21 protein-coding genes are annotated in these 20,475 nt (G+C 55.4%); 8 read left to right on the forward strand and 13 right to left on the reverse strand.

The window, feature by feature from the left end:
* Positions 1 to 116 precede the first annotated feature (116 nt).
* Positions 117 to 683: a D-glycero-beta-D-manno-heptose 1,7-bisphosphate 7-phosphatase gene (gmhB, locus tag ACOYA6_RS12720; RefSeq protein WP_422654794.1), complete on the reverse strand. Its 567-nt coding sequence runs from the start codon at positions 681 to 683 to the stop codon at positions 117 to 119.
* 187 nt (positions 684 to 870) lie between these two features.
* On the opposite strand from gmhB, the gene metN reads away from it, so the two are divergent.
* From metN to proS, 6 genes are all read left to right on the forward strand, one after another.
* Entirely contained in the window at positions 871 to 1,902 is a 1,032-nt protein-coding gene (gene metN, locus ACOYA6_RS12725; protein WP_039030284.1) for a methionine ABC transporter ATP-binding protein MetN, read from the forward strand.
* Positions 1,895 to 2,548 carry a methionine ABC transporter permease MetI gene (locus ACOYA6_RS12730; RefSeq protein WP_039030285.1) on the forward strand — a complete coding sequence of 218 codons (654 nt, stop codon included), beginning with the start codon at positions 1,895 to 1,897 and terminating at the stop codon, positions 2,546 to 2,548. Before metN ends, ACOYA6_RS12730 begins: the two co-directional genes overlap by 8 nt.
* 39 nt (positions 2,549 to 2,587) lie before the next feature.
* Positions 2,588 to 3,403: a methionine ABC transporter substrate-binding lipoprotein MetQ gene (gene metQ / locus ACOYA6_RS12735; RefSeq protein ID WP_039030286.1), complete on the forward strand. Its 816-nt coding sequence runs from the start codon at positions 2,588 to 2,590 to the stop codon at positions 3,401 to 3,403.
* A gap of 107 nt (positions 3,404 to 3,510) precedes the next feature.
* On the forward strand, positions 3,511 to 3,915 hold the full coding sequence (rcsF, locus tag ACOYA6_RS12740; RefSeq protein WP_039030287.1) for an Rcs stress response system protein RcsF: 405 nt from the start codon (positions 3,511 to 3,513) through the stop codon (positions 3,913 to 3,915).
* A complete protein-coding gene (gene tsaA / locus ACOYA6_RS12745) occupies positions 3,912 to 4,619 on the forward strand; it encodes a tRNA (N6-threonylcarbamoyladenosine(37)-N6)-methyltransferase TrmO (RefSeq protein ID WP_039030288.1) in 708 nt (235 codons plus the stop codon). The genes rcsF and tsaA overlap by 4 nt, the downstream gene beginning before the upstream one ends.
* A gap of 111 nt (positions 4,620 to 4,730) precedes the next feature.
* Positions 4,731 to 6,449, forward strand: coding sequence for a proline--tRNA ligase (proS, locus tag ACOYA6_RS12750; protein ID WP_039030289.1), 1,719 nt, complete (start codon positions 4,731 to 4,733; stop codon positions 6,447 to 6,449).
* Positions 6,450 to 6,489: 40 nt separating this feature from the next.
* Here proS and nlpE read toward each other — a convergent pair whose 3' ends face one another.
* Genes nlpE through ACOYA6_RS12765 form a run of 3 tightly spaced genes read right to left on the reverse strand, consistent with a single transcriptional unit; the run spans position 6,490 to position 8,179 of the window.
* Positions 6,490 to 7,188 (reverse strand): envelope stress response activation lipoprotein NlpE, encoded by a 699-nt coding sequence (nlpE, locus tag ACOYA6_RS12755; RefSeq protein ID WP_039030290.1) that lies wholly within the window; start codon positions 7,186 to 7,188, stop codon positions 6,490 to 6,492.
* A gap of 26 nt (positions 7,189 to 7,214) precedes the next feature.
* A complete protein-coding gene (gene arfB / locus ACOYA6_RS12760) occupies positions 7,215 to 7,637 on the reverse strand; it encodes an alternative ribosome rescue aminoacyl-tRNA hydrolase ArfB (RefSeq protein ID WP_039030291.1) in 423 nt (140 codons plus the stop codon).
* Entirely contained in the window at positions 7,634 to 8,179 is a 546-nt protein-coding gene (locus ACOYA6_RS12765; RefSeq protein ID WP_039030292.1) for a YaeQ family protein, read from the reverse strand. The genes arfB and ACOYA6_RS12765 overlap by 4 nt, the downstream gene beginning before the upstream one ends.
* A 198-nt stretch (positions 8,180 to 8,377) precedes the next feature.
* Here ACOYA6_RS12765 and ACOYA6_RS12770 point away from each other — a divergent pair, with 198 nt between their 5' ends.
* Positions 8,378 to 8,578 carry a YaeP family protein gene (locus ACOYA6_RS12770; protein WP_039030293.1) on the forward strand — a complete coding sequence of 67 codons (201 nt, stop codon included), beginning with the start codon at positions 8,378 to 8,380 and terminating at the stop codon, positions 8,576 to 8,578.
* Positions 8,565 to 8,825 carry a Rho-binding antiterminator gene (gene rof, locus ACOYA6_RS12775; RefSeq protein ID WP_039030294.1) on the forward strand — a complete coding sequence of 87 codons (261 nt, stop codon included), beginning with the start codon at positions 8,565 to 8,567 and terminating at the stop codon, positions 8,823 to 8,825. The genes ACOYA6_RS12770 and rof overlap by 14 nt, the downstream gene beginning before the upstream one ends.
* A 28-nt stretch (positions 8,826 to 8,853) precedes the next feature.
* Here the strand turns inward: rof and tilS are convergent, their stop codons facing one another.
* From tilS to fabZ, 9 genes are all read right to left on the reverse strand, one after another.
* On the reverse strand, positions 8,854 to 10,146 hold the full coding sequence (gene tilS / locus ACOYA6_RS12780; protein WP_422654971.1) for a tRNA lysidine(34) synthetase TilS: 1,293 nt from the start codon (positions 10,144 to 10,146) through the stop codon (positions 8,854 to 8,856).
* Between the two features lie 62 nt (positions 10,147 to 10,208).
* Positions 10,209 to 10,598 (reverse strand): VOC family protein, encoded by a 390-nt coding sequence (locus ACOYA6_RS12785; protein ID WP_138370470.1) that lies wholly within the window; start codon positions 10,596 to 10,598, stop codon positions 10,209 to 10,211.
* Between the two features lie 59 nt (positions 10,599 to 10,657).
* Positions 10,658 to 12,796 (reverse strand): lysine decarboxylase LdcC, encoded by a 2,139-nt coding sequence (locus ACOYA6_RS12790; RefSeq protein ID WP_039030297.1) that lies wholly within the window; start codon positions 12,794 to 12,796, stop codon positions 10,658 to 10,660.
* A 100-nt stretch (positions 12,797 to 12,896) separates the two neighbouring features.
* Positions 12,897 to 13,856, reverse strand: coding sequence for an acetyl-CoA carboxylase carboxyl transferase subunit alpha (gene accA, locus ACOYA6_RS12795; RefSeq protein ID WP_039030298.1), 960 nt, complete (start codon positions 13,854 to 13,856; stop codon positions 12,897 to 12,899).
* 12 nt (positions 13,857 to 13,868) lie between these two features.
* Positions 13,869 to 17,351: a DNA polymerase III subunit alpha gene (gene dnaE / locus ACOYA6_RS12800; RefSeq protein WP_422654795.1), complete on the reverse strand. Its 3,483-nt coding sequence runs from the start codon at positions 17,349 to 17,351 to the stop codon at positions 13,869 to 13,871.
* Positions 17,352 to 17,385: 34 nt separating this feature from the next.
* Positions 17,386 to 17,982: a ribonuclease HII gene (gene rnhB / locus ACOYA6_RS12805; protein ID WP_422654796.1), complete on the reverse strand. Its 597-nt coding sequence runs from the start codon at positions 17,980 to 17,982 to the stop codon at positions 17,386 to 17,388.
* Positions 17,979 to 19,127, reverse strand: coding sequence for a lipid-A-disaccharide synthase (lpxB, locus tag ACOYA6_RS12810; protein ID WP_422654797.1), 1,149 nt, complete (start codon positions 19,125 to 19,127; stop codon positions 17,979 to 17,981). Before lpxB ends, rnhB begins: the two co-directional genes overlap by 4 nt.
* On the reverse strand, positions 19,127 to 19,915 hold the full coding sequence (gene lpxA / locus ACOYA6_RS12815) for an acyl-ACP--UDP-N-acetylglucosamine O-acyltransferase (RefSeq protein WP_032616625.1): 789 nt from the start codon (positions 19,913 to 19,915) through the stop codon (positions 19,127 to 19,129). The genes lpxB and lpxA overlap by 1 nt, the downstream gene beginning before the upstream one ends.
* A 3-nt stretch (positions 19,916 to 19,918) precedes the next feature.
* Positions 19,919 to 20,374 (reverse strand): 3-hydroxyacyl-ACP dehydratase FabZ, encoded by a 456-nt coding sequence (fabZ, locus tag ACOYA6_RS12820; RefSeq protein ID WP_007373234.1) that lies wholly within the window; start codon positions 20,372 to 20,374, stop codon positions 19,919 to 19,921.
* Positions 20,375 to 20,475: the final 101 nt, after the last annotated feature.

Consider the following 20,475-nt stretch of genomic DNA (forward strand, 5'->3'; position numbering starts at 1 on the left):
GTGTGAAGTGATTCACATCCGCCGTGTCGATGGAGGCGCATTATAGGGAGTTCTTCGGCACTGACAAGCGGAAAAAGACAATTTTATTTCAACCGCTCATCTTTTCGCCATAACGTCTATTTTTGCTGCTTTTTGATGGTTTCTGGCAGTGCCGCAAGGCTGTTAATGACGCAATCCGCTGCACTTTCTGCTTCTGGCGTGATCGGTTTGCCGGTGCGTACCAGAATTTTATGGCCTACACCTGCTGCGGCAGCTGCCTGCATATCTTCCAGTTTATCGCCCACCATATATGAAGCGCTCATATCTATATGAAGGAACTCTTGCGCGGAGATGAACATACCCGGGTGCGGTTTACGGCAGTCACAGGTCTGACGATACTCTTCTACTGTGCCTTGTGGATGGTGCGGACAATAATAGATACCGTCCAGGTCAACGCCACGATCGGCCAGGGACCAGTCCATCCATTCTGTTAAGGTCTCAAACTGTGCTTCGGTGAATTTACCGCGCGCGATGCCTGACTGGTTGGTAACCACCACCAGCGCAAAACCCCTCTCTTTTAATTCACGCATGGCTTCTATTACGCCATCGATGAATTCAAATTCGTCTATCTCATGTACATACCCATGATCGACATTAATTGTGCCGTCACGATCGAGAAAAATTGCGGGTACTGATTTTGCCACCGGTTTGCTCCTGAAAAGGGATGTCTGCTTAGTATCTCATGTTTCACTGCGCAAGAAAGTGCTCATCGCGCAGAGTTGGATTGATTTAGACGTCTGGATGCCTTAACATCCGTTTTGTTGACGGTCATCGCCCGCATCAGGCAGCAGAAAATGCCACGGCTAACTTACATACGATAAAAATAATCTAATGATTAAACTTTCGAATATCACCAAAGTGTTCCAGCAAGGGAACCGTACCATTCAGGCGTTGAACAACGTTAGCCTGCATGTTCCGGCTGGACAGATTTATGGCGTCATTGGCGCCTCAGGTGCAGGTAAAAGTACGCTCATTCGTTGCGTTAACCTGCTTGAACGTCCGACCGAAGGTCACGTTCAGGTGGATGGCAAGGAACTGACTACCCTTTCCGAATCAGAACTGACTAAAGCACGCCGCCAGATTGGCATGATTTTCCAGCACTTTAACCTGCTCTCCTCGCGCACCGTGTTTGGTAACGTTGCCCTGCCGCTGGAACTGGACAATACGCCAAAAGACGAAATCAAACGCCGCGTGACCGAGCTGCTGGATCTGGTCGGTCTGAGCGACAAACACGATACCTTCCCGGCGAACTTATCCGGTGGACAAAAACAGCGTGTAGCCATTGCCCGTGCCCTGGCCAGCAACCCGAAAGTGTTGCTCTGTGACGAAGCCACCAGCGCCCTGGATCCCGCAACTACCCGCTCGATACTGGAGCTGTTGAAGGACATTAACCGTCGCCTGGGACTGACCATTCTCCTTATTACACACGAGATGGATGTCGTTAAACGCATCTGCGACTGCGTGGCAGTGATCAGCAACGGGCAACTGATTGAGCAAGACACCGTAAGCGAAGTGTTCTCTCATCCTAAAACCCCCCTGGCGCAACAATTCATTCAGGCCACCCTGCATCTGGATATCCCGGAAGACTATCTGGCCCGTCTGAAAAGCCAGCCTGAAGCCAACAGTGTTCCGATGCTGCGAATGGAGTTTACCGGCAAGTCAGTGGATGCACCGCTGCTGTCCGAAACCGCCCGCCGTTTCAATGTGAATAACAACATTATTAGCGCGCAGATGGATTACGCCGGTGGCGTCAAGTTCGGCATCATGCTGACTGAAATGCACGGCACGCAAGAAGATACGCAGGCTGCTATCGCCTGGCTGCAAGAGCATCATGTAAAAGTTGAGGTACTGGGTTATGTCTGAGGCAATGATGTGGTTGCTGGCACGCGGCGTATGGGAAACGCTGGCGATGACCTTCGTATCCGGCTTCTTCGGTTTTGTCATTGGTCTGCCGGTGGGCGTGCTGCTGTACGTTACCCGTCCGGGTCAGATTATTGAGAACGCGAAACTGTACCGCACGCTCTCTGCGCTGGTGAACATCTTCCGTTCCATTCCCTTCATTATTCTGTTGGTCTGGATGATTCCATTCACCCGCGTTATTGTGGGCACGTCCATCGGCCTGCAGGCCGCTATCGTTCCCCTGACCGTGGGCGCAGCACCCTTTATCGCCCGTATGGTTGAGAACGCGCTGTTAGAGATCCCGTCGGGCCTGATTGAAGCCTCTCGCGCTATGGGTGCGACGCCGATGCAGATCGTACGCAAAGTCTTACTGCCAGAAGCGCTGCCGGGTCTGGTCAATGCGGCCACCATCACGCTGATTACCCTGGTAGGTTACTCTGCGATGGGCGGTGCTGTCGGTGCAGGCGGTCTGGGTCAGATCGGTTATCAGTATGGTTACATTGGCTACAATGCTACCGTCATGAATACCGTGCTGGTTCTGCTGGTTGTACTGGTTTATCTCATTCAATTCTCTGGCGATCGCATCGTCCGGGCTGTTACGCACAAATAACGTTACACAACACAAACTCGACGAGTTAAGGATAAAAACATGGCGTTTAAATTTAAGACCTTTGCTGCGGTAGGCGCGCTGATCGGCTCTCTGGCACTGGTAGGTTGTGGCCAGGACGAAAAAGATCCAAACCATATCAAAGTAGGCGTTATCGTCGGTGCGGAGCAGCAGGTTGCAGAGACGGCAGCAAAAGTGGCGAAAGAGAAATATGGCCTGGACGTCGAGCTGGTTACGTTCAACGACTACGTTCTGCCTAACGAAGCGCTGAGCAAAGGCGATATCGATGCTAACGCCTTCCAGCACAAACCATACCTGGATCAGCAGATCAAAGATCGTGGCTACAAGCTGGTTGCGGTAGGTAATACCTTTGTTTACCCAATCGCAGGCTACTCCAAAAAAATCAAATCATTAGAAGAGCTGCAGGACGGTTCTCAGGTGGCGGTACCTAACGACCCAACTAACCTTGGCCGTTCCCTGCTGCTGCTGCAGAAAGTGGGTCTGATTAAACTGAAAGACGGTGTTGGCCTGCTGCCAACCGTTCTGGACGTAACCGAGAACCCAAAAAACCTGAAAATTGTTGAGCTGGAAGCGCCACAGCTGCCACGCTCTCTGGACGATGCGCAGATCGCCCTGGCGGTTATCAATACCACTTACGCCAGCCAGATCAACCTGACCCCAGCGAAAGACGGTATCTTTGTAGAAGATAAAGATTCTCCATACGTTAACCTGATCGTTACCCGCGAAGACAACAAAGATGCGGAGAACGTGAAGAAGTTCGTCCAGGCCTACCAGTCTGATGAAGTTTACCAGGAAGCAAACAAAGTCTTTAACGGCGGTGCAGTTAAAGGCTGGTAATCTGACCTTTGTGTAATATCATTCAGGACGGGCGAAAGCCCGTCTTGTCATTTATGCAGGCAACTGATTCAATATCTGACGATTTGATAATTCATTGAGGAAACATTATGCGTGCTTTACCGATCTGTCTTTTAGCACTGATGCTGAGCGGCTGTTCTATGCTAAGCAGATCTCCTGTTGAACCTGTTAAAAGCACAGCAACCCCGCCAAAAGTGGAGCCTGAGAAGCCAAAAGCGCCGCGTCCTGCGCCGGTAAGGATCTATACCAAGGCTGAAGATTTAGTGGGTAAACCGTTCCGCGATCTGGGTGAAGTCTCCGGCGATTCTTGCCAGGCCACCAACCAGGATTCTCCTCCGAATATTCCCACTGCGCGTAAACGCATGCAGATCAATGCCTCGAAAATGAAGGCCAATGCGGTTCTGCTGCACAGCTGCGAAGTGACCAGCGGTACACCTGGCTGCTACCGTCAGGCCGTTTGCGTAGGCTCTGCCCTTAACGTCTCGGCGAAATGAGTGCTTTCCAGTTCGAGCAGATAGGCGTTATTCGCTCGCCGTATAAAGAGAAGTTTGCCGTGCCGCGCCAGCCCGGGCTGGTAAAAAGCTGTAGCGGCGAACTTCACCTGCTCGCGCCTTATAATCAGGCCGATGCCGTGCGCGGACTGGAAGCGTTCAGCCATCTGTGGGTGCTGTTTATCTTTCATCAGACCATGGCTGGCGGCTGGCGCCCTACCGTGCGCCCGCCTCGTCTCGGCGGTAATGCCAGGATGGGCGTATTTGCTACACGCTCGACGTTTCGCCCGAACCCTGTCGGCATGTCGCTCATCGAGCTGAAAGGCATTCGCTGTCTGAAGGATCAGGTGATCCTCGAGCTCGGCAGTCTGGATCTGGTGGATGGTACGCCCGTGGTGGATATCAAACCGTATCTGCCCTTTGCCGAAGCCCTGCCGAATGCGCGCGCCAGCTACGCCCAGCAGGCTCCTCAGGCCGATACGCCGGTCTGGTTTAGCGATGCGCTTCTCCCACAATTAATCCAGCTGGAAAAGCGCTACCCTCGCCTGCGGGAATTTATTGTCGACGTGCTGGCCCAGGATCCCCGTCCGGCCTACCGCAAAGAGGAAGAAGCCGGAAAAACCTACGCCGTTCTGCTGCTGGATTTTAACGTTCGCTGGCGGGTCACAGCGGCGGGCTTCGAAGTGTTTGCCCTCGAGCCGCAGTAATTTTATCCTCTTCTCTTTTGGCATCTTTGCCACACTGGTAAACTAAACCACTTTTTTTGTGTCAGGCTGCCGATCAGCCTGTTCCACTCTTCGAAATGGAACCGTAACAACATGCGTACTAGCCAATATCTGCTCTCCACTCTGAAGGAGACACCTGCCGACGCCGAGGTGATCAGCCACCAGCTGATGCTGCGCGCCGGGATGATCCGCAAGCTGGCCTCCGGGTTATACACCTGGCTGCCGACCGGCGTGCGCGTCCTGAAAAAAGTCGAAAACATCGTGCGTGAAGAGATGAACAACGCCGGTGCTATCGAGGTGTTAATGCCGGTAGTTCAGCCTTCTGAGCTATGGCAGGAGAGTGGACGCTGGGAGCAGTATGGTCCGGAACTACTGCGTATTGCCGATCGTGGCGATCGTCCCTTCGTTCTCGGCCCAACGCATGAAGAAGTCATCACCGATCTGATCCGTAACGAGCTGAGCTCCTATAAGCAGCTGCCGCTCAACTTCTTCCAGATCCAGACCAAGTTCCGTGACGAAGTGCGCCCACGCTTTGGCGTTATGCGCTCTCGCGAGTTCCTGATGAAAGATGCGTACTCTTTCCATACTTCTCAGGAGTCTCTGCAGGAGACTTACGACAAGATGTACGAAGCGTACAGCAAAATCTTCTCCCGTATGGGTCTGGATTTCCGCGCTGTGCAGGCTGATACCGGTTCTATCGGCGGTAGCGCATCCCATGAATTCCAGGTGCTGGCACAGAGTGGTGAAGACGATGTGATCTTCTCTGATTCCTCTGATTACGCTGCGAACATTGAGTTTGCTGAAGCACTGGCGCCAAAAGCACCGCGCGCTGCTGCAACCGAAGAGATGAAGCTGGTTGATACGCCAAACGCGAAAACCATCGCCGAGCTGGTTGAGCAGTTCAACCTGCCGATCGAAAAAACGGTCAAAACCCTGCTGGTGAAATCGACCGAAGGCAGCGCATACCCGCTGGTTGCCCTGCTGGTACGTGGCGATCACGAGCTGAACGAAGTGAAAGCAGAGAAGCTGCCACAGGTTGCCAGCCCGTTAACCTTCGCAACGGAAGCGGAAATCCGTGCCGTCGTGAACGCCGGTCCTGGCTCCCTGGGCCCGGTGAATATGCCAGTTCCTGTCGTTATTGACCGCACTGTTGCCGCGATGAGCGACTTCTCCGCAGGCGCGAACATCGATGGTAAACACTACTTCGGTATTAACTGGGATCGCGATGCCGCGACCCCAGAAGTGGCGGATATTCGTAACGTGGTAGCAGGCGACCCAAGCCCGGACGGCAAGGGTACCCTGATGATCAAACGCGGTATTGAGGTCGGTCATATCTTCCAGCTGGGTGATAAATACTCCCGCGCCATGAACGCTGCCGTTCAGGGTGAAGATGGTCGCAACCAGGTTCTGACCATGGGCTGCTACGGTATTGGGGTAACGCGTGTGGTTGCTGCCGCTATCGAGCAGAACTACGACGAGCGTGGCATCGTCTGGCCGGACAACATTGCACCGTTCCAGGTCGCGATCCTGCCGATGAACATGCACAAGTCCTACCGCGTTCAGGAGCTGGCGGAAAAACTGTACAGCGAGCTGCGTGCACAGGGTATCGAAGTGCTGATGGACGATCGTAAAGAGCGTCCAGGCGTGATGTTTGCTGATATGGAACTGATCGGTATTCCACACACCGTGGTCATCGGCGATCGTAACCTCGACAACGACGAGATCGAGTACAAATATCGTCGTAACGGCGAGAAGCAGATGATTAAAACCGGTGACGTACTGGATTACCTGGTAAAAGCCATCAAGGCATAAGCCACAAAAAACCCCGCTGATGCGGGGTTTTTTATTTCAGCTATTTGCTGTCGCAATTTTTGCCTGCTTCAAAGCGGGCGTCGCTGTCCGGTACCAGCGTTTTGACTCGCTCGCCGCTGTCCGGGTTAGCCTCAAGGGTAAAATGCCCGTCCACAGTGAGCAGCACCGGTTTGGTATCACTCCCGCGCGCCGCCGCATAATCCCGTTCCAGCTGGGCGTTATTCGCCACGCTCACCTTTTTGCCGGTGGCGCAATCGGTGAAAATCGCTGCATCAGCCATATAGAAATACATGCCGCGCATCGCCATCGGCGTTGCCGGCAGTGCAGCGGTTACCGGTGCCAGGGTGTAGTTAAACTGTGATTCTATGGGATTTCCCTGGATGTCGAGCATCTCCAGCCCTTCGCCTTTGGCGCGGAAATAGCGCTTTTCGCCCTTCGTATCCGTCAGCACCAGCTTATCGGCCGTTCGCGCCCAAGTGCCGTAGCTGGCAAAAGAAGAAGGCGCTTTTGCCCCCTGATAATGTTGATTCATTACCCAGGTACCGTCTTTTTCCAGGAACAGTGAGGTCTCAATACCTTCGCAGTCGGCACAGGGTAAAACGCCCCGCCAGCTCTGCTGCATCGGTTTTAACGCCTCTTCGTGGGTCGGCTCAAGAACCTGCATCTCTGCACGGTTATGACACCCCATCAGGACGAACAGCGCGCTGGCTGCCACCACTGAAAATATCGCTGTTTTCACTTTAGGTTCCTTATCTCAAACACCCGTTAATCCTGAGGGCGTCGAACTTTGCCACGCAGTGCTTTGACGGTCGATTTTTGTGATTTCGAAGCCAGACGGCGCTCTTTCGATGCACGTGTCGGGCGGGTTGCCCGACGGCTTTTTTGCACTGCCGTTAACTCTTGTATGACCGCCACCAGCCGGGCAAGCGCGGCTTCCCGATTCATCTCCTGGCTGCGGTACTCCTGTGCCTTGATGATAATCACGCCGTCACTGGTGATCAGATGATGGCTGGCGGCGAGCAGCCGTTCTTTGTAATACTCTGGCAGGCTGGAGGCCCGAATGTCAAAGCGCAGATGAATAGCCGTTGAGGTTTTATTCACATGCTGGCCCCCCGCTCCCTGAGCGCGGATCGCGGTGATCTCGACTTCATGATCGGGAAGGCTGACGCTTCGGGACAGGACAATCATGACCGGGACTGCCAGGCTTCCGGATGAATTTCCAGATTATTCTCAGCATCCGACAGCCAGATGGCGCCATCCTGAATCGTCGCCTGCAGATTCATGGTCCGTCCGGCAAAGGCACTCAGTTTAGCGAGCTGTTCATCATCCAGGTACCAGACGGACAGGTTGTCGAACTGGGCACACTTATTCTTGTTCTGCTGCCACCAGATCTCCGCTGCGCGGCTGTTGTAGGTAAAGAGCGCCACCTCAGCAGACTGGGTGCAGGCTTTCTTAATGCGACGTTCATCCGGCAGGCCCAGCTCAATCCACAGATCGATGCCCAGATGATCGTTGAGTAGCCAGGCTTCCGGCTCGTCTTCCGCGCTTAATCCACGGGTAAACTGCAGACGCTCATTGGCATACTTAATCCATGCCAGCAGGCGCAGCATCATGCGCTCCTGCGTTTCGGAGGGATGACGCGCCAGCGTCAATGTCGCATCCAGAAACTGATTGCGGTCTAAATCCGCTACATTGACCGCGGCTTTGTAAATTGTCGCTTTAAGCGCCATGAGAGAACTCCTTTCGAATCAGGTGCGCATTGTAGCGAAATCTCCGCCAAAAGGCTGTTACAGGCTTAAGAATGTCTCTGACATCAACCTGCTGATATTGCTTAAATGAGTATGGTATAGTCACCTTGCTAAACCGGGTTTATCTTCGTAGGCTTAAAGGTATCTCACAGTAAAGTCAGTGCGCTGGCAGGAGGGGATGTGAATAATTATTGTGAGCTAATTCGCAAACGGTATGCGGAAATTGCCAGCGGCGATCTGGGGTATGTCCCCGATGCGTTGGGCTGTGTATTGAAAGTTCTGAATGAAATGGCGTCGGATGACACGCTTTCAGAATCGGTCAGAGAAAAAGCAGCATATGCTGCTGCGAATTTACTGGTGAGCGATTATGTCAATGAATGATACATACCAACCAATTAACTGCGATGACTACGACAATCTCGAGCTCGCCTGCCAGCATCACCTGCTTCTGACGCTGGCGTTAAAAGATGGCGAAGTGCTGAAGGCAAAGGCTAACGATCTGGTTTCCCGAAAGAATGTGGAGTATCTGGTCGTGGAAGACGGTGGCGCAACGCGCGAACTGCGTCTCGATAAAATTGCCAGCTTCAGCCATCCCGAAATCGGCACCGTTGTGGTGAGCGAGTCCTGATCCTGTGTAACGGGCAGCCTGCTGCCCGTTACGTTTCCCATTCCAGCTGTACGCCCTGCTCCGCTTCAGCCGCCCCTTCCCGCGTTACAAACATACCTGCAGCAGCCACCAGCGTTTCACCGTAAAACAGCAATGGCGTGGTATCCCGACGCCAGGGCGCAACGTTAAGTTCCTGCCAGATTTTTTTGATCTTTCGACCACCGTTTCGCCCGACGATGTGCAGCGTGCCGCTGGCGCCAAAGCGCACCGTCACCGGCTCATCCGGGTGCGGCAGACGGAGATTGCCGCCTGCGCTGAGGAAAAGCCTACCCAGCCCTTCCGGCAGGCACAGCGGCTGGTGAACAGAGGGCCAGTCGATAACGCGCTCAGCCAGAGAGGGATGGTATTTCACCCACCACAGCTCTCCCCGAAAGCGCCTGATTTCACCTTCGCCAGAACGCAGTCGCGGTGTTGCATCTTCCCGGGCCAGCGCCACCTCATCCCAGAGACGAGTAAGCATGGCGCGCGACGGCATTAACGCCCCGTGAAGAGCCAGCCATCTGCGCAGAAGCGCAGCCCGACGCACCGCGCTCATCGTCTGCAGCGGTGCGATAGCCAGCGCCCCGTCTTTCGAAACCAATGTCATTAGCTCGCCTGCCAGCAGCTCATCCAGCAACTGCTCCTGCTCGGCGCACAACGTGGCGCTGCGGGACGTGGCCTCTGCAAAATGCGGCCAGCGCTCTGCCAGCAGCGGCAGGACGCGCAGGCGCAAAAAATTGCGGTCGTAGCTGTCGTCCTGGTTGCTTTCGTCCTCAATCCAGCGCAGATCCCAGCGCTGCGCCCAGGCCTGCAGCGATTCACGCGTCTCGCCGAGAAGGGGACGGATCTGTTCGGTATCGGCAAAACGCGCCCGTGCGGGCATGGCAGAGAGCCCTGCCGGGCCGCTGCCGCGCTTCAGGGCCAGCAGGAAGGTCTCACACTGATCGTCGAGATGTTGCGCCGTCACCAGCGCTTCGCCCGGCATAAGGGCATCAGTAAAGGCGGCATAACGCGCTTTACGCGCCTGCGCCTCGAGCCCCAGCCCCTCTTCTGCCAGCGTCACCCGGACCACGATCAGCGGGATATTCCATTCATGGCAGAGATGCTGGCAATGAGCAACCCAACTGTCGGCGTGCGGGCTCAGACCGTGATGAATATGGATAGCGCGCAGCTCGAGGCCGGGCTCCTGCTCACGCCAGAGCTTGAGCTGATGCAGCAATACCGTGGAATCCAGGCCACCGCTAAATCCCACCAGCAGTCGGCGGTAAGGGTGAAGGGCTTGCTGAAGTTCGGCTGTGGTCATCGTCGTCATTTATACAGAAAGGTGCCCGGCACGTTACCGGGCATTCCCTGGCGAGGCAAGCGTTACTGCTGATAGAGCTCCAGCGGCAGGCCATCAGGATCGTTGAAGAAGGTGAAACGCTTCCCGGTGAAGGGATCGATACGGATGGCCTCACACTTAACGCCGTGGGATTGAAGGTGCTCTACCGCCTGGTCAATATCATCCACGCTGAACGCCAGGTGGCGTAAACCGCAGGCTTCAGGCCGGGACGGACGCGCCGGCGGGAACGGGAACGAAAACAGCTCAATGACATACTGACCATTCAGCGCCAGGTCACCCTTCCAGGAATCACGCTCTTCACGATAAAACTCGCTCTGCAGGGTGAAACCCAGCGTATCGCAGTAAAACGCCTTACTGACGGCGTAGTCGGTGGCAATAATTGCAATGTGATGAACCTGCTTTAAACCCAGCATAGCCTCTCCTTATTGGTGTGCCTGAACGTTATATCCGAATCCCCGTGCCGCGCAAGGGGTCATGGCGCTTTTAAGACCCGTACCCTATAGATGCCGTTTTCATCCCGTCTGGCGCCGTGGATATCGGTTTCGAAGCCTGGATAGTGACGGCCAATCGAGCAGAGCATGAGCAGGAAATCGAGCACCGCCCTGCTCTTCTCGGTGATCATCTCGCCGGGCATCAGCAGCGGCACGCCGGGGGGATAAGGCAGGATCATATTGGCCGAGACCCGCCCGACCAGATCCTCCAGATCGACCGTTTCCACTTCTCCTTTCACCTGACGCTGCCAGGCATGGTGCGGGGTGAGCTTCATCTCCGGCAGGACATCAAACGCCTGCAGCATCAGCCGCGGCAGATCGTGCTGACGAATGAGCTTGTGGATCCCTTTGGCCAGATCCTGGATGCGCATGTTGCGGTAAAAATCAGGATCCTCGGCATAGAGATCCGGCAGCATGTTCCTGACCCGCAAATTGAGATCGTAGGCGCGCTTAAATTCCATCAGGCCGCGCAGCAATCCCATCGCCCGGGTTTTGTCGATGCCGATACTGAACAGGAACAGCAGGTTATACGGCCCGGTTTTTTCGACCACCACGCCGCGCTCATCGAGGAATTTAGCTACCAGCGCCGCCGGGATCCCCTCTTCGCTCATTTCCCCCTGCTCGTCCATTCCCGGCGTCAGGATGGTGACTTTGACCGGATCGAGGAACATATGATCCGCATCGGCATCGCGAAAGCCATGCCAGCTCTCGCCCGGTGCGACAGGCCAGCATTCGGCTTCATCAATCTCGTCCGGCTGCCAGATATCGAAGAACCAGCCGTCGGCCTCATCCTTAAGACGCTGGACCTCTTTACGGAAATGCAGCGCGCGCTCAACGGAGCGGTTTATCAGGCGCTTACCGGGATTGCCGCGCAGCATCGCCGCGGCGGTTTCAATCGAGGCCACCAGCGGATAGCTGGGTGATGTGGTGGTGTGCATCATAAAGGCTTCGTTGAAGGTATCTTCGTCGTACTCACCTTTAATGTGGATCAGCGAAGCCTGAGAAAACGCCGCCAGCATTTTGTGCGTAGACTGGGTTTCAAAGAACACTTTTCCCGGGAGGCGCTCACCGCTCATTCCGCTTTTACCGGCATAGATCGGATGGAAATTGGTATAGGGCACCCACGCCGAGTCGAAATGGATTGAGGGCACATCCAGGGTCTGTTTCACCCAGTTAGTGTTATACAGCAGGCCGTCGTAGGTGGAGTTGGTGATCACCGCATGCACCGGCCAACTTGCTCCAGGGACTGCAGCCACTTTGCGTTCAATGGCGGCATGGGAAAATTCCCGGCGCGGGATCCCGCCCAGAATGCCCAAAGCATTTCTCGTGGGCGACAGCCAGAGCGGAACGACATCGCTCATCATCAGCAGGTGCGCCAGAGATTTGTGGCAGTTGCGATCGATAAGCAGAGTGCTGCCATCGGGGGCGGCGTACATGCCGACGATCTTGTTCGATGTCGAGGTGCCGTTGGTCACCATGTAGCTCTGCTCGGCGCCAAAAGTACGGGCAATATACTCTTCGGCCTCGAGATGCGGGCCGGTATGATCCAGCAGCGATCCCAGCTCCGTCACCGAGATCGACACATCCGCTTTCAGCGTGTTCCCGCCAAAGAAATCATAGAACAGGCAGCCCACCGGGCTTTTCTGATAAGCCGTCCCTGCCATGTGCCCCGGCGTACAGAAGGTATACTTGCCCTCTTTCACATAGGTGAAAAGCGCGCGGGTAAACGGCGGGGTGATGGTATCCAGGTATTCGCCGGTGTATTGCTGAATGCGGGTAGCAATATCCTCTGCAATCCCCAGGGAATACTCAAAGAACCACAGCGCCATCCGCATATCATGGGCGCTGACGTCCATCGTGGAGTGGGTATTGATAAAGGCGTACAGCGGCAGGTATTCATTGAGCTGGTTGATGTCGCTGCACAATTCCAGATCGTACTCGTCCCAGTCGAAGATGACGCCGCAGATACGGGGGTTATGTTCGATAAACTTCAGCAGGTCGGCGCTGTTCTGCGGCCAGATAAGTTGAAACCCGCGCGATGCCAGCGCCTGCTCCAGCTCCTTGATGGGTTCGTCTTTATAAAAGACGCCGTGCGGCCCCATAATGGCAATGATGTTCACGGTTTACCTCCTTGAAAAACATTAGCTAAGCATAGTTGAGGTAAACAACGGGTATAAAAAAAGCCGCAACACTGTGCGGCTTTTAAGATTATTGCGTAGCTTAGGCGTAACCGTAGCTCATCAGACGCTGGTAACGACGGTTCAGCAGATCTTCTTTGCTCAGCACGTCGAGGTCTGCGAGGTCAGCCAGCAGCTGCGCCTTCAGAGACGCAGCCATAACTTCCGGCTTACGATGCGCGCCACCCAGCGGTTCCGGGATAACGGTATCGATCAGCTTCAGCTCTTTCAGGCGCGGGGCGATAATGCCCATCGCTTCTGCAGCCAGCGGCGCTTTGTCGGCGCTTTTCCACAGAATGGACGCACAACCTTCCGGAGAGATAACGGAATAAGTGCTGTACTGCAGCATATTCACTTTATCGCCCACGCCAATCGCCAGCGCACCACCGGAGCCACCTTCACCGATAACGGTACAGATAACCGGTACACTCAGACGCGACATTTCACGCAGGTTACGGGCAATGGCTTCAGACTGGCCGCGCTCTTCAGCGCCCACGCCCGGGTAAGCACCTGGGGTGTCGATAAAGGTGATAATCGGCATATTGAAACGCTCGGCCATCTCCATCAGACGCAGGGCTTTACGGTAGCCTTCTGGTGCTGGCATACCGAAGTTGCGGCGAATTTTTTCTTTGGTTTCGCGCCCTTTCTGGTGGCCAATGATCATCACCGGACGACCGTCGAGACGTGCAATACCGCCAACGATAGCTTTATCGTCAGCGTATGCGCGGTCACCTGCCAGTTCGTCGAATTCATCAAACGCCAGGCGGACATAATCCAGGGTGTACGGACGCTGAGGATGGCGAGCCAGCTGGGCTACCTGCCATGCGCCGAGATCGGCAAAGATTTTGCGCGTCAGTTCTACGCTTTTTTCACGCAGACGATGCACTTCTTCGTCGATGTTAATATCCAGTTTTTCATCCTGACGGCCGACGGCAGTCAGAGAATCGATTTTCGCTTCCAGCTCTGCAATCGGCTGTTCGAAATCAAGGAAATTCAGACTCATAGTATTCCTGTATTAGTCAAACTCCAGTTCCACCTGCTCCGAACCAATGAGGCCACGGAGATCGTTAAGTAAACGATCGCTCGGAGAGACACGCCACGACGCACCAAAGCGCAACCGTGCACGCGCATCCGCCCTCTGATAGTAGAGATGTACTGGAATGGTCCCCGAGCGGTGGGGTTCCAGAGACTGACGGAGTCGGTTTAAAAGCTGGTCATCAATTTGCCTGTCCGTCAGCGAGATAGCAAGCCCGCGAGCATATTTTTCCCGGGCTTCGTCAATGTCCATCACTTCGCGGGCGGTCATTTTAAGCCCCCCGCTGAAGTCATCAAAGCTGACCTGTCCGCTGACGATAAGTATGCGGTCTTTTTCCAGCAACTGCTGATATTTATCCAGAGCGTCGGTGAATAACATCACCTCCAGCCGCCCGGAACGGTCATCCAGCGTACAGATGCCGATACGATTGCCGCGCTTGGTGACCATAACCCTCGCGGCAATGACGAGCCCCGCAGCCGTGGTAATCTTACCACGTTCTGTCGGATGCATGTCTTTCAGCCGGTAGCCTCCGACATAGCGCTCAATTTCTTTAATGTACTGATTGATCGGGTGCCCGGTCAGGTACAGACCCAGGGTTTCGCGCTCGCCGTCCAGCACGGTCTGTTCCGGCCACGGCTGACAGCTGGCATACGACTGTTCAATCTGCTCCGGCTCTTCGGCCAGCACGCCGAACATATCAGCCTGACCAATGGCTTCGGCTTTTGAGTGCTGGTCGGCGGCCTTCAGGGCGTCGGCCAGCGAGTTCATCAGCGCCGCGCGATGCGGCCCGAGACGGTCAAACGCCCCGGACATAATCAGCTTTTCCAGCACCCGGCGGTTAAGCTTTTTGATATCGGTGCGGGCGCACAGGTCAAACAGCTCGCGGAAATAGCCGCCCTGATTACGGGCTTCGATGATGGCTTCAATCGGGCCTTCACCCACGCCTTTAATCGCGCCGATACCGTAAACGATCTCGCCGTCATCATTGACGTGGAAATGGTACTGCCCGGAGTTGATGTCCGGCGGCAGGATTTTCAGCCCCATGCGCCAGCACTCGTCCACCAGCCCGACCACCTTCTCGGTGTTGTCCATATCGGCGGTCATTACCGCGGCCATAAACTCAGCCGGATAGTGCGCCTTCAGCCACAGCGTTTGATAGGAGACCAGCGCGTAGGCCGCGGAGTGTGACTTGTTGAACCCGTATCCGGCGAATTTCTCTACCAGATCGAAGATTTTCATCGCCAGTTCGCCGTCAACGCCGTTTTTCTTCGCCCCTTCTTCGAAGGTGCCGCGCTGCTTGGCCATCTCTTCCGGCTTTTTCTTACCCATCGCACGACGCAGCATGTCCGCGCCGCCCAGGGTGTAGCCAGAGAGCACCTGGGCAATCTGCATAACCTGTTCCTGATACAGGATGATGCCGTAGGTCGGCTCCAGTACCGGTTTCAGGCTTTCGTGCTGCCACTGCACATCCGGATAGGAGAGCTCTTCACGGCCGTGCTTACGGTCAATAAAGTTATCTACCATCCCTGACTGCAGCGGCCCCGGACGAAACAGCGCCACAAGGGCGATCATATCTTCGAAACAGTCAGGCTGCAGGCGCTTGATCAGATCTTTCATGCCGCGGGATTCAAGCTGGAAGACCGCCGTGGTCTCCGAGCGCTGCAGCATATCAAAGCTTTTCTTGTCATCGAGCGGGATCGCGGCGATATCAATCGGCTCCAGGCCCTGTTTGGCCCGGCGCGGGTTGATCATCTTCAGCGCCCAGTCGATGATGGTGAGCGTACGCAGGCCGAGGAAGTCAAACTTCACCAGACCCGCGTATTCCACGTCGTTCTTGTCGAACTGGGTGACCGGGTGCGAGCCGGTTTCGTCGCAGTAGAGCGGCGCAAAGTCGGTGATTTTAGTCGGGGCAATAACCACGCCACCGGCGTGTTTACCGGCGTTACGGGTGACCCCTTCCAGCTTGCGCGCCATGTCGATCAGCGCTTTGACCTCTTCGTCCGCCTCGTAGATCTCCGGCAGCTGCGGTTCCGCTTCGAACGCTTTCGCCAGGGTCATGCCCGGATCGGGTGGCACCAGCTTCGAGATGCGATCGACAAAGCCGTACGGATGCCCCAGTACGCGGCCCACGTCGCGGATAACCGCTTTTGCCGCCATGGTACCAAAGGTAATGATCTGCGATACCGCGTCACGACCGTACATGTCCGCCACGTGTTCAATAACCTGGTCGCGTTTCTCCATACAGAAGTCAACGTCGAAGTCAGGCATCGAGACACGTTCCGGGTTCAGGAAGCGTTCGAACAGGAGGTCAAATTCCAGCGGATCGAGATCGGTAATTTTCAGCGCATAGGCCACCAGCGAGCCGGCACCGGAACCACGGCCCGGTCCTACCGGCACGCCGTTATCCTTCGACCACTGGATAAACTCCATAACGATCAGGAAGTAGCCGGGGAACCCCATCTGGTTGATCACCTGGAGTTCAATATCCAGACGTTCGTCATATTCCGGGCGCTTCTCGGCACGAACGGCCGGGTCCGGGAAGAGGAATTCAAGGCGCTCTTCCAGACCCTCTTTCGATTTCATGACCAGGAAGTCTTCGGTGGTCATGTCGCCGGTGGGGAACTGCGGCAGGAAGTATTCGCCCAGACGGACGGTAACGTTACAACGTTTCGCGATCTCTACGCTGTTCTCCAGCGCTTCCGGAATATCGGAAAACAGCTCGCACATCTCCTCTTCGCTGCGCATATATTGCTGCGGCGAATAGTTGCGCGGACGTTTCGGATCGTCGAGGGTAAAGCCATCGTGGATTGCGACGCGAATTTCATGGGCGTCGAAATCGTCGGCATTGATGAAGCGCACGTCGTTGGACGCCACAACGGGCAACCCGTGCTCCTCTGCAAGCGCCACCGCGGCGTGCAGATAGTTTTCTTCATCCGGACGGCCGGTGCGGATCAGCTCCAGATAGAAGCGATCCGGGAAGTACTCTTTATAAAAATCGACGCACTGCTCAACCAGCGCGGTGTTGCCGCGCAGCAGACATCTGCCGATGTCGCCCATCCGGCCACCGGAGATAAGCAGCAACCCTTCATTCAGCTCCGCCAGCCACTCGCGATCGATCCATGGGCCCTGCGGGCCGTAGCCCCGCTGATAGGCACGGGAGATCAGCAGCGTCAGGTTCTGGTAGCCGGTGTTATTCATCGCCAGGACGGTGATTTGCGTCATTTCATCGGCGAGCAGTTCACTCTGAACGTGAAAATCGGCACCAATCACCGGCTTCATTCCTGCGCCGTGCGCCGTTCCGTAGAACTTCACCAGACCGCACAGGTTAGTGAAGTCGGTGATCGCCAGCGCAGGCATGCCAAGCGCGGCCGCCTTTTTCACCAGCGGCCCGGTTTTCGCCAGCCCATCAATCATGGAATAGTCGCTGTGCACCCGCAGGTGTACGAAACGTGGTTCAGCCATCTTCAGATTCCGCGTTACTTATTGGCGTCTTGATTCAGGACATCAGTCCCAGTGCGCGTTTTACCGGTCCAAAACTGCGGCGGTGGTGCTCAGTTGCGCCGTGTTCTGCCAGTCTTTCCAGATGGAAAGGGGTAGGATACCCCTTATGCTGGGCAAAGCCATACAGGGGATAAGTGAGATCCAGCGCGGCCATTTCGGCATCGCGCGTGACTTTAGCGATGATCGAGGCGGCGCTGATTTCGGCTACCCGGCTGTCGCCCTTTACCACCGCCAGCGACGGTATGGGCAGCGCCGGACAACGATTGCCATCAATCAGTACATACTCCGGCACCACGCTCAGCCCGGCTACGGCACGCTGCATCGCCAGCATAGTGGCATGCAGAATGTTCAGCTCGTCGATCTCATGCGGTTCCGCACGCCCTACGCTCCAGGACAGCGCTTTCTCTTTGATTTCATCGAATAACGCCAGGCGGCGCTTTTCGGATAATTTCTTCGAATCATTCAGACCGATTATCGGCCGGGCAGGATCGAGGATCACCGCGGCAGTCACTACTGCCCCCACCAGCGGGCCACGTCCTACTTCATCCACACCCGCCACCAGATGGGTGTGAGGATAAACAAATTCCATCATTTCGCTAACTCCAGCACCGCGTCAGCTGCCTGCTCGTCGGCATTGCAGCGGATCTGCTGATGCAGTTCCCGGAATGTGTCATGCATTTCGTGGCTGGTTTTGCCGTCTGCCAGCAGCGGCAGCAGCGCAGCGGCTAAGGCCTGCGGCTCGCACTCATCCTGCAGCAGCTCTTTCACCAGTTCGCGGCGGGCAAGCAGGTTGGGCAGGGAGACGTAATCGGTTTTCACCAGCCGTTTTGCCAGCCAGAAGGTAAAGGGCTTCATACGATAGCCTACGACCATCGGGCATTTCGCCAGCATGCACTCCAGCGCAGCAGTGCCCGATGCCAGCAAGGCGGCATCGCTGGCCACCATCGCTTCACGACCTTTGCCATCTAAAAGATGAACATGCAGGTCGGGGGCAACCTCTGCCTTAATGCGCTCAAACTGCTCGCGGCGTTTGGCATTTACCAGCGGCACGACCACTTCCAGGTCAGGGTAAGTCTGACGCAGGATTTGCGCGGTTTTCAGAAAATCAGCGCTGAGCATTTCTACTTCTGCACCCCGGCTCCCCGGCAGCAGGGCCAGACAGTGGGCGTCATGTGAAATGCCAAGCTGGTCACGTGCGGCATTTTTATCGGGATCAAGCGGCATGGCATCGGCCATGGTGTGACCGATAAAGCGGCACGGAACGTTGAATTTATCGTAAAACGCTTTTTCGAAAGGCAGGAAGGCCAGTACCAGATTCGTCGATCTGCCTATTTTGAAAACGCGTTTCTGTCGCCACGCCCAGACGGACGGACTGACATAGTGGATGGTTTTGATCCCCTGCTTTTTCAGATTACCTTCGAGGGTAATATTGAAGTCAGGTGCATCGATACCCACAAACACATCGGGCTGAAGCTCGGTAAAGCGACGCGTCAGATCGGCGCGAATATGCAGCAACCGACGCAGGCGACCCAGCACCTCAACGATGCCCATCACCGCCAGCTCTTCCATTTCGTACCAGGCTTCACATCCTTCAGCCTGCATCAATGGACCGGCAACGCCGACAAAGCGCGCATTGGGAACGCGCGCTTTGAGCGCTCGAATCAGACCTGCACCAAGAATATCGCCGGAGGTTTCTCCGGCGACAAGGGCGATCGTAAGCGGGCGACTATCGACCATTAACGAATCAGACCACGAGTTGAGCGTGCGAAGAACTCCACGAACGCGTTCACCTCAGGATGCTGTTTCGCCAGTTCGGCAATTTCCGGCTTAGCCTCTTCCAGCGTTTTACCGTTACGGTACAACTGTTTGTAGGCGTTGCGGATTGCCATAATCGCTTCACGGCTGAAACCGCGACGCTTAAGGCCTTCGATGTTAACGCCAAACGGCGTCGCATGGTTACCCTGCGCAATCACATACGGCGGGACGTCCTGCGCCACGCCGGAGCAGCCGCCGACCATCACGTGCGCACCAATGATGCAGAACTGATGGACTGCGGTCATGCCGCCAATGATGGCATGATCGTCAACTGATACGTGTCCCGCCAGCGTTGCATTGTTGGCGAGAATACAGCGGTTACCAACGGTACAGTCATGCGCGATATGCGCATTAACCATAAACAGGTTATCGCTGCCCACCTTCGTCAACTCACCACCCTGTACTGTGCCACGATGAATGGTGACGCTTTCGCGAATGCGGTTACGATCGCCAATTTCCACACGGGTTGGTTCGCCAGCATATTTCAGATCCTGGTTCACTTCACCGATGGAGGCGAACTGATAGATCACGTTGTCGCGGCCAATGGTCGTATGACCATTCACAACGACGTGAGATTTCAGTACGGTACCCTCACCAATTTCGACATGGGGTCCAACAATACAAAATGGACCAATGTGGACGTTAGCGCCGATAACGGCACCCTCTTCCACAATGGCGGTTGGATGAATAAAGGCGGTTTTATCAATCACGTATCAGGCCTCCCGGCTACGCGCACACATCATGGTAGCTTCGCAAACAACTTTGCCGTCAACCAGAGCTACGCCTTTGAAGCGAGTCAGGCCGCGACGCGTTTTTTCAAAAGTCACTTCCATGATCATCTGATCACCAGGCACAACCGGGCGCTTGAAGCGCGCTTCGTCGATACCTGCGAAGTAATACAGCTCACCCGGCTCCAGTTTACCAACGCTTTTAAACGCCAGAATACCGGTAGCCTGAGCCATCGCTTCCAGGATCAATACGCCCGGGAAGATAGGCTTCCCAGGGAAATGCCCCTGGAAGAATGGCTCGTTTACAGAAACATTTTTCACTGCGCGCAGAAAACGACCTTCTTCAAAATCCAGCACACGGTCTACCAGCAAAAACGGGTAGCGGTGCGGCAGAAGTTCTAAAATCTCTTCAATATGCAGAGTATGAGTGTCAGTAGTCAAAATACTCTTCCTGTCAAAATATCTGAATGGCAATAATAACACGGCCTGCCGGTTTATAAGAAAGCCGACAGGCCGGGAAGTGTGCGTTAAACGGGTGAACG

Origin of the sequence: Leclercia barmai, assembly GCF_049312895.1 — a bacterium.
Lineage (GTDB): Bacteria > Pseudomonadota > Gammaproteobacteria > Enterobacterales > Enterobacteriaceae > Enterobacter > Enterobacter barmai.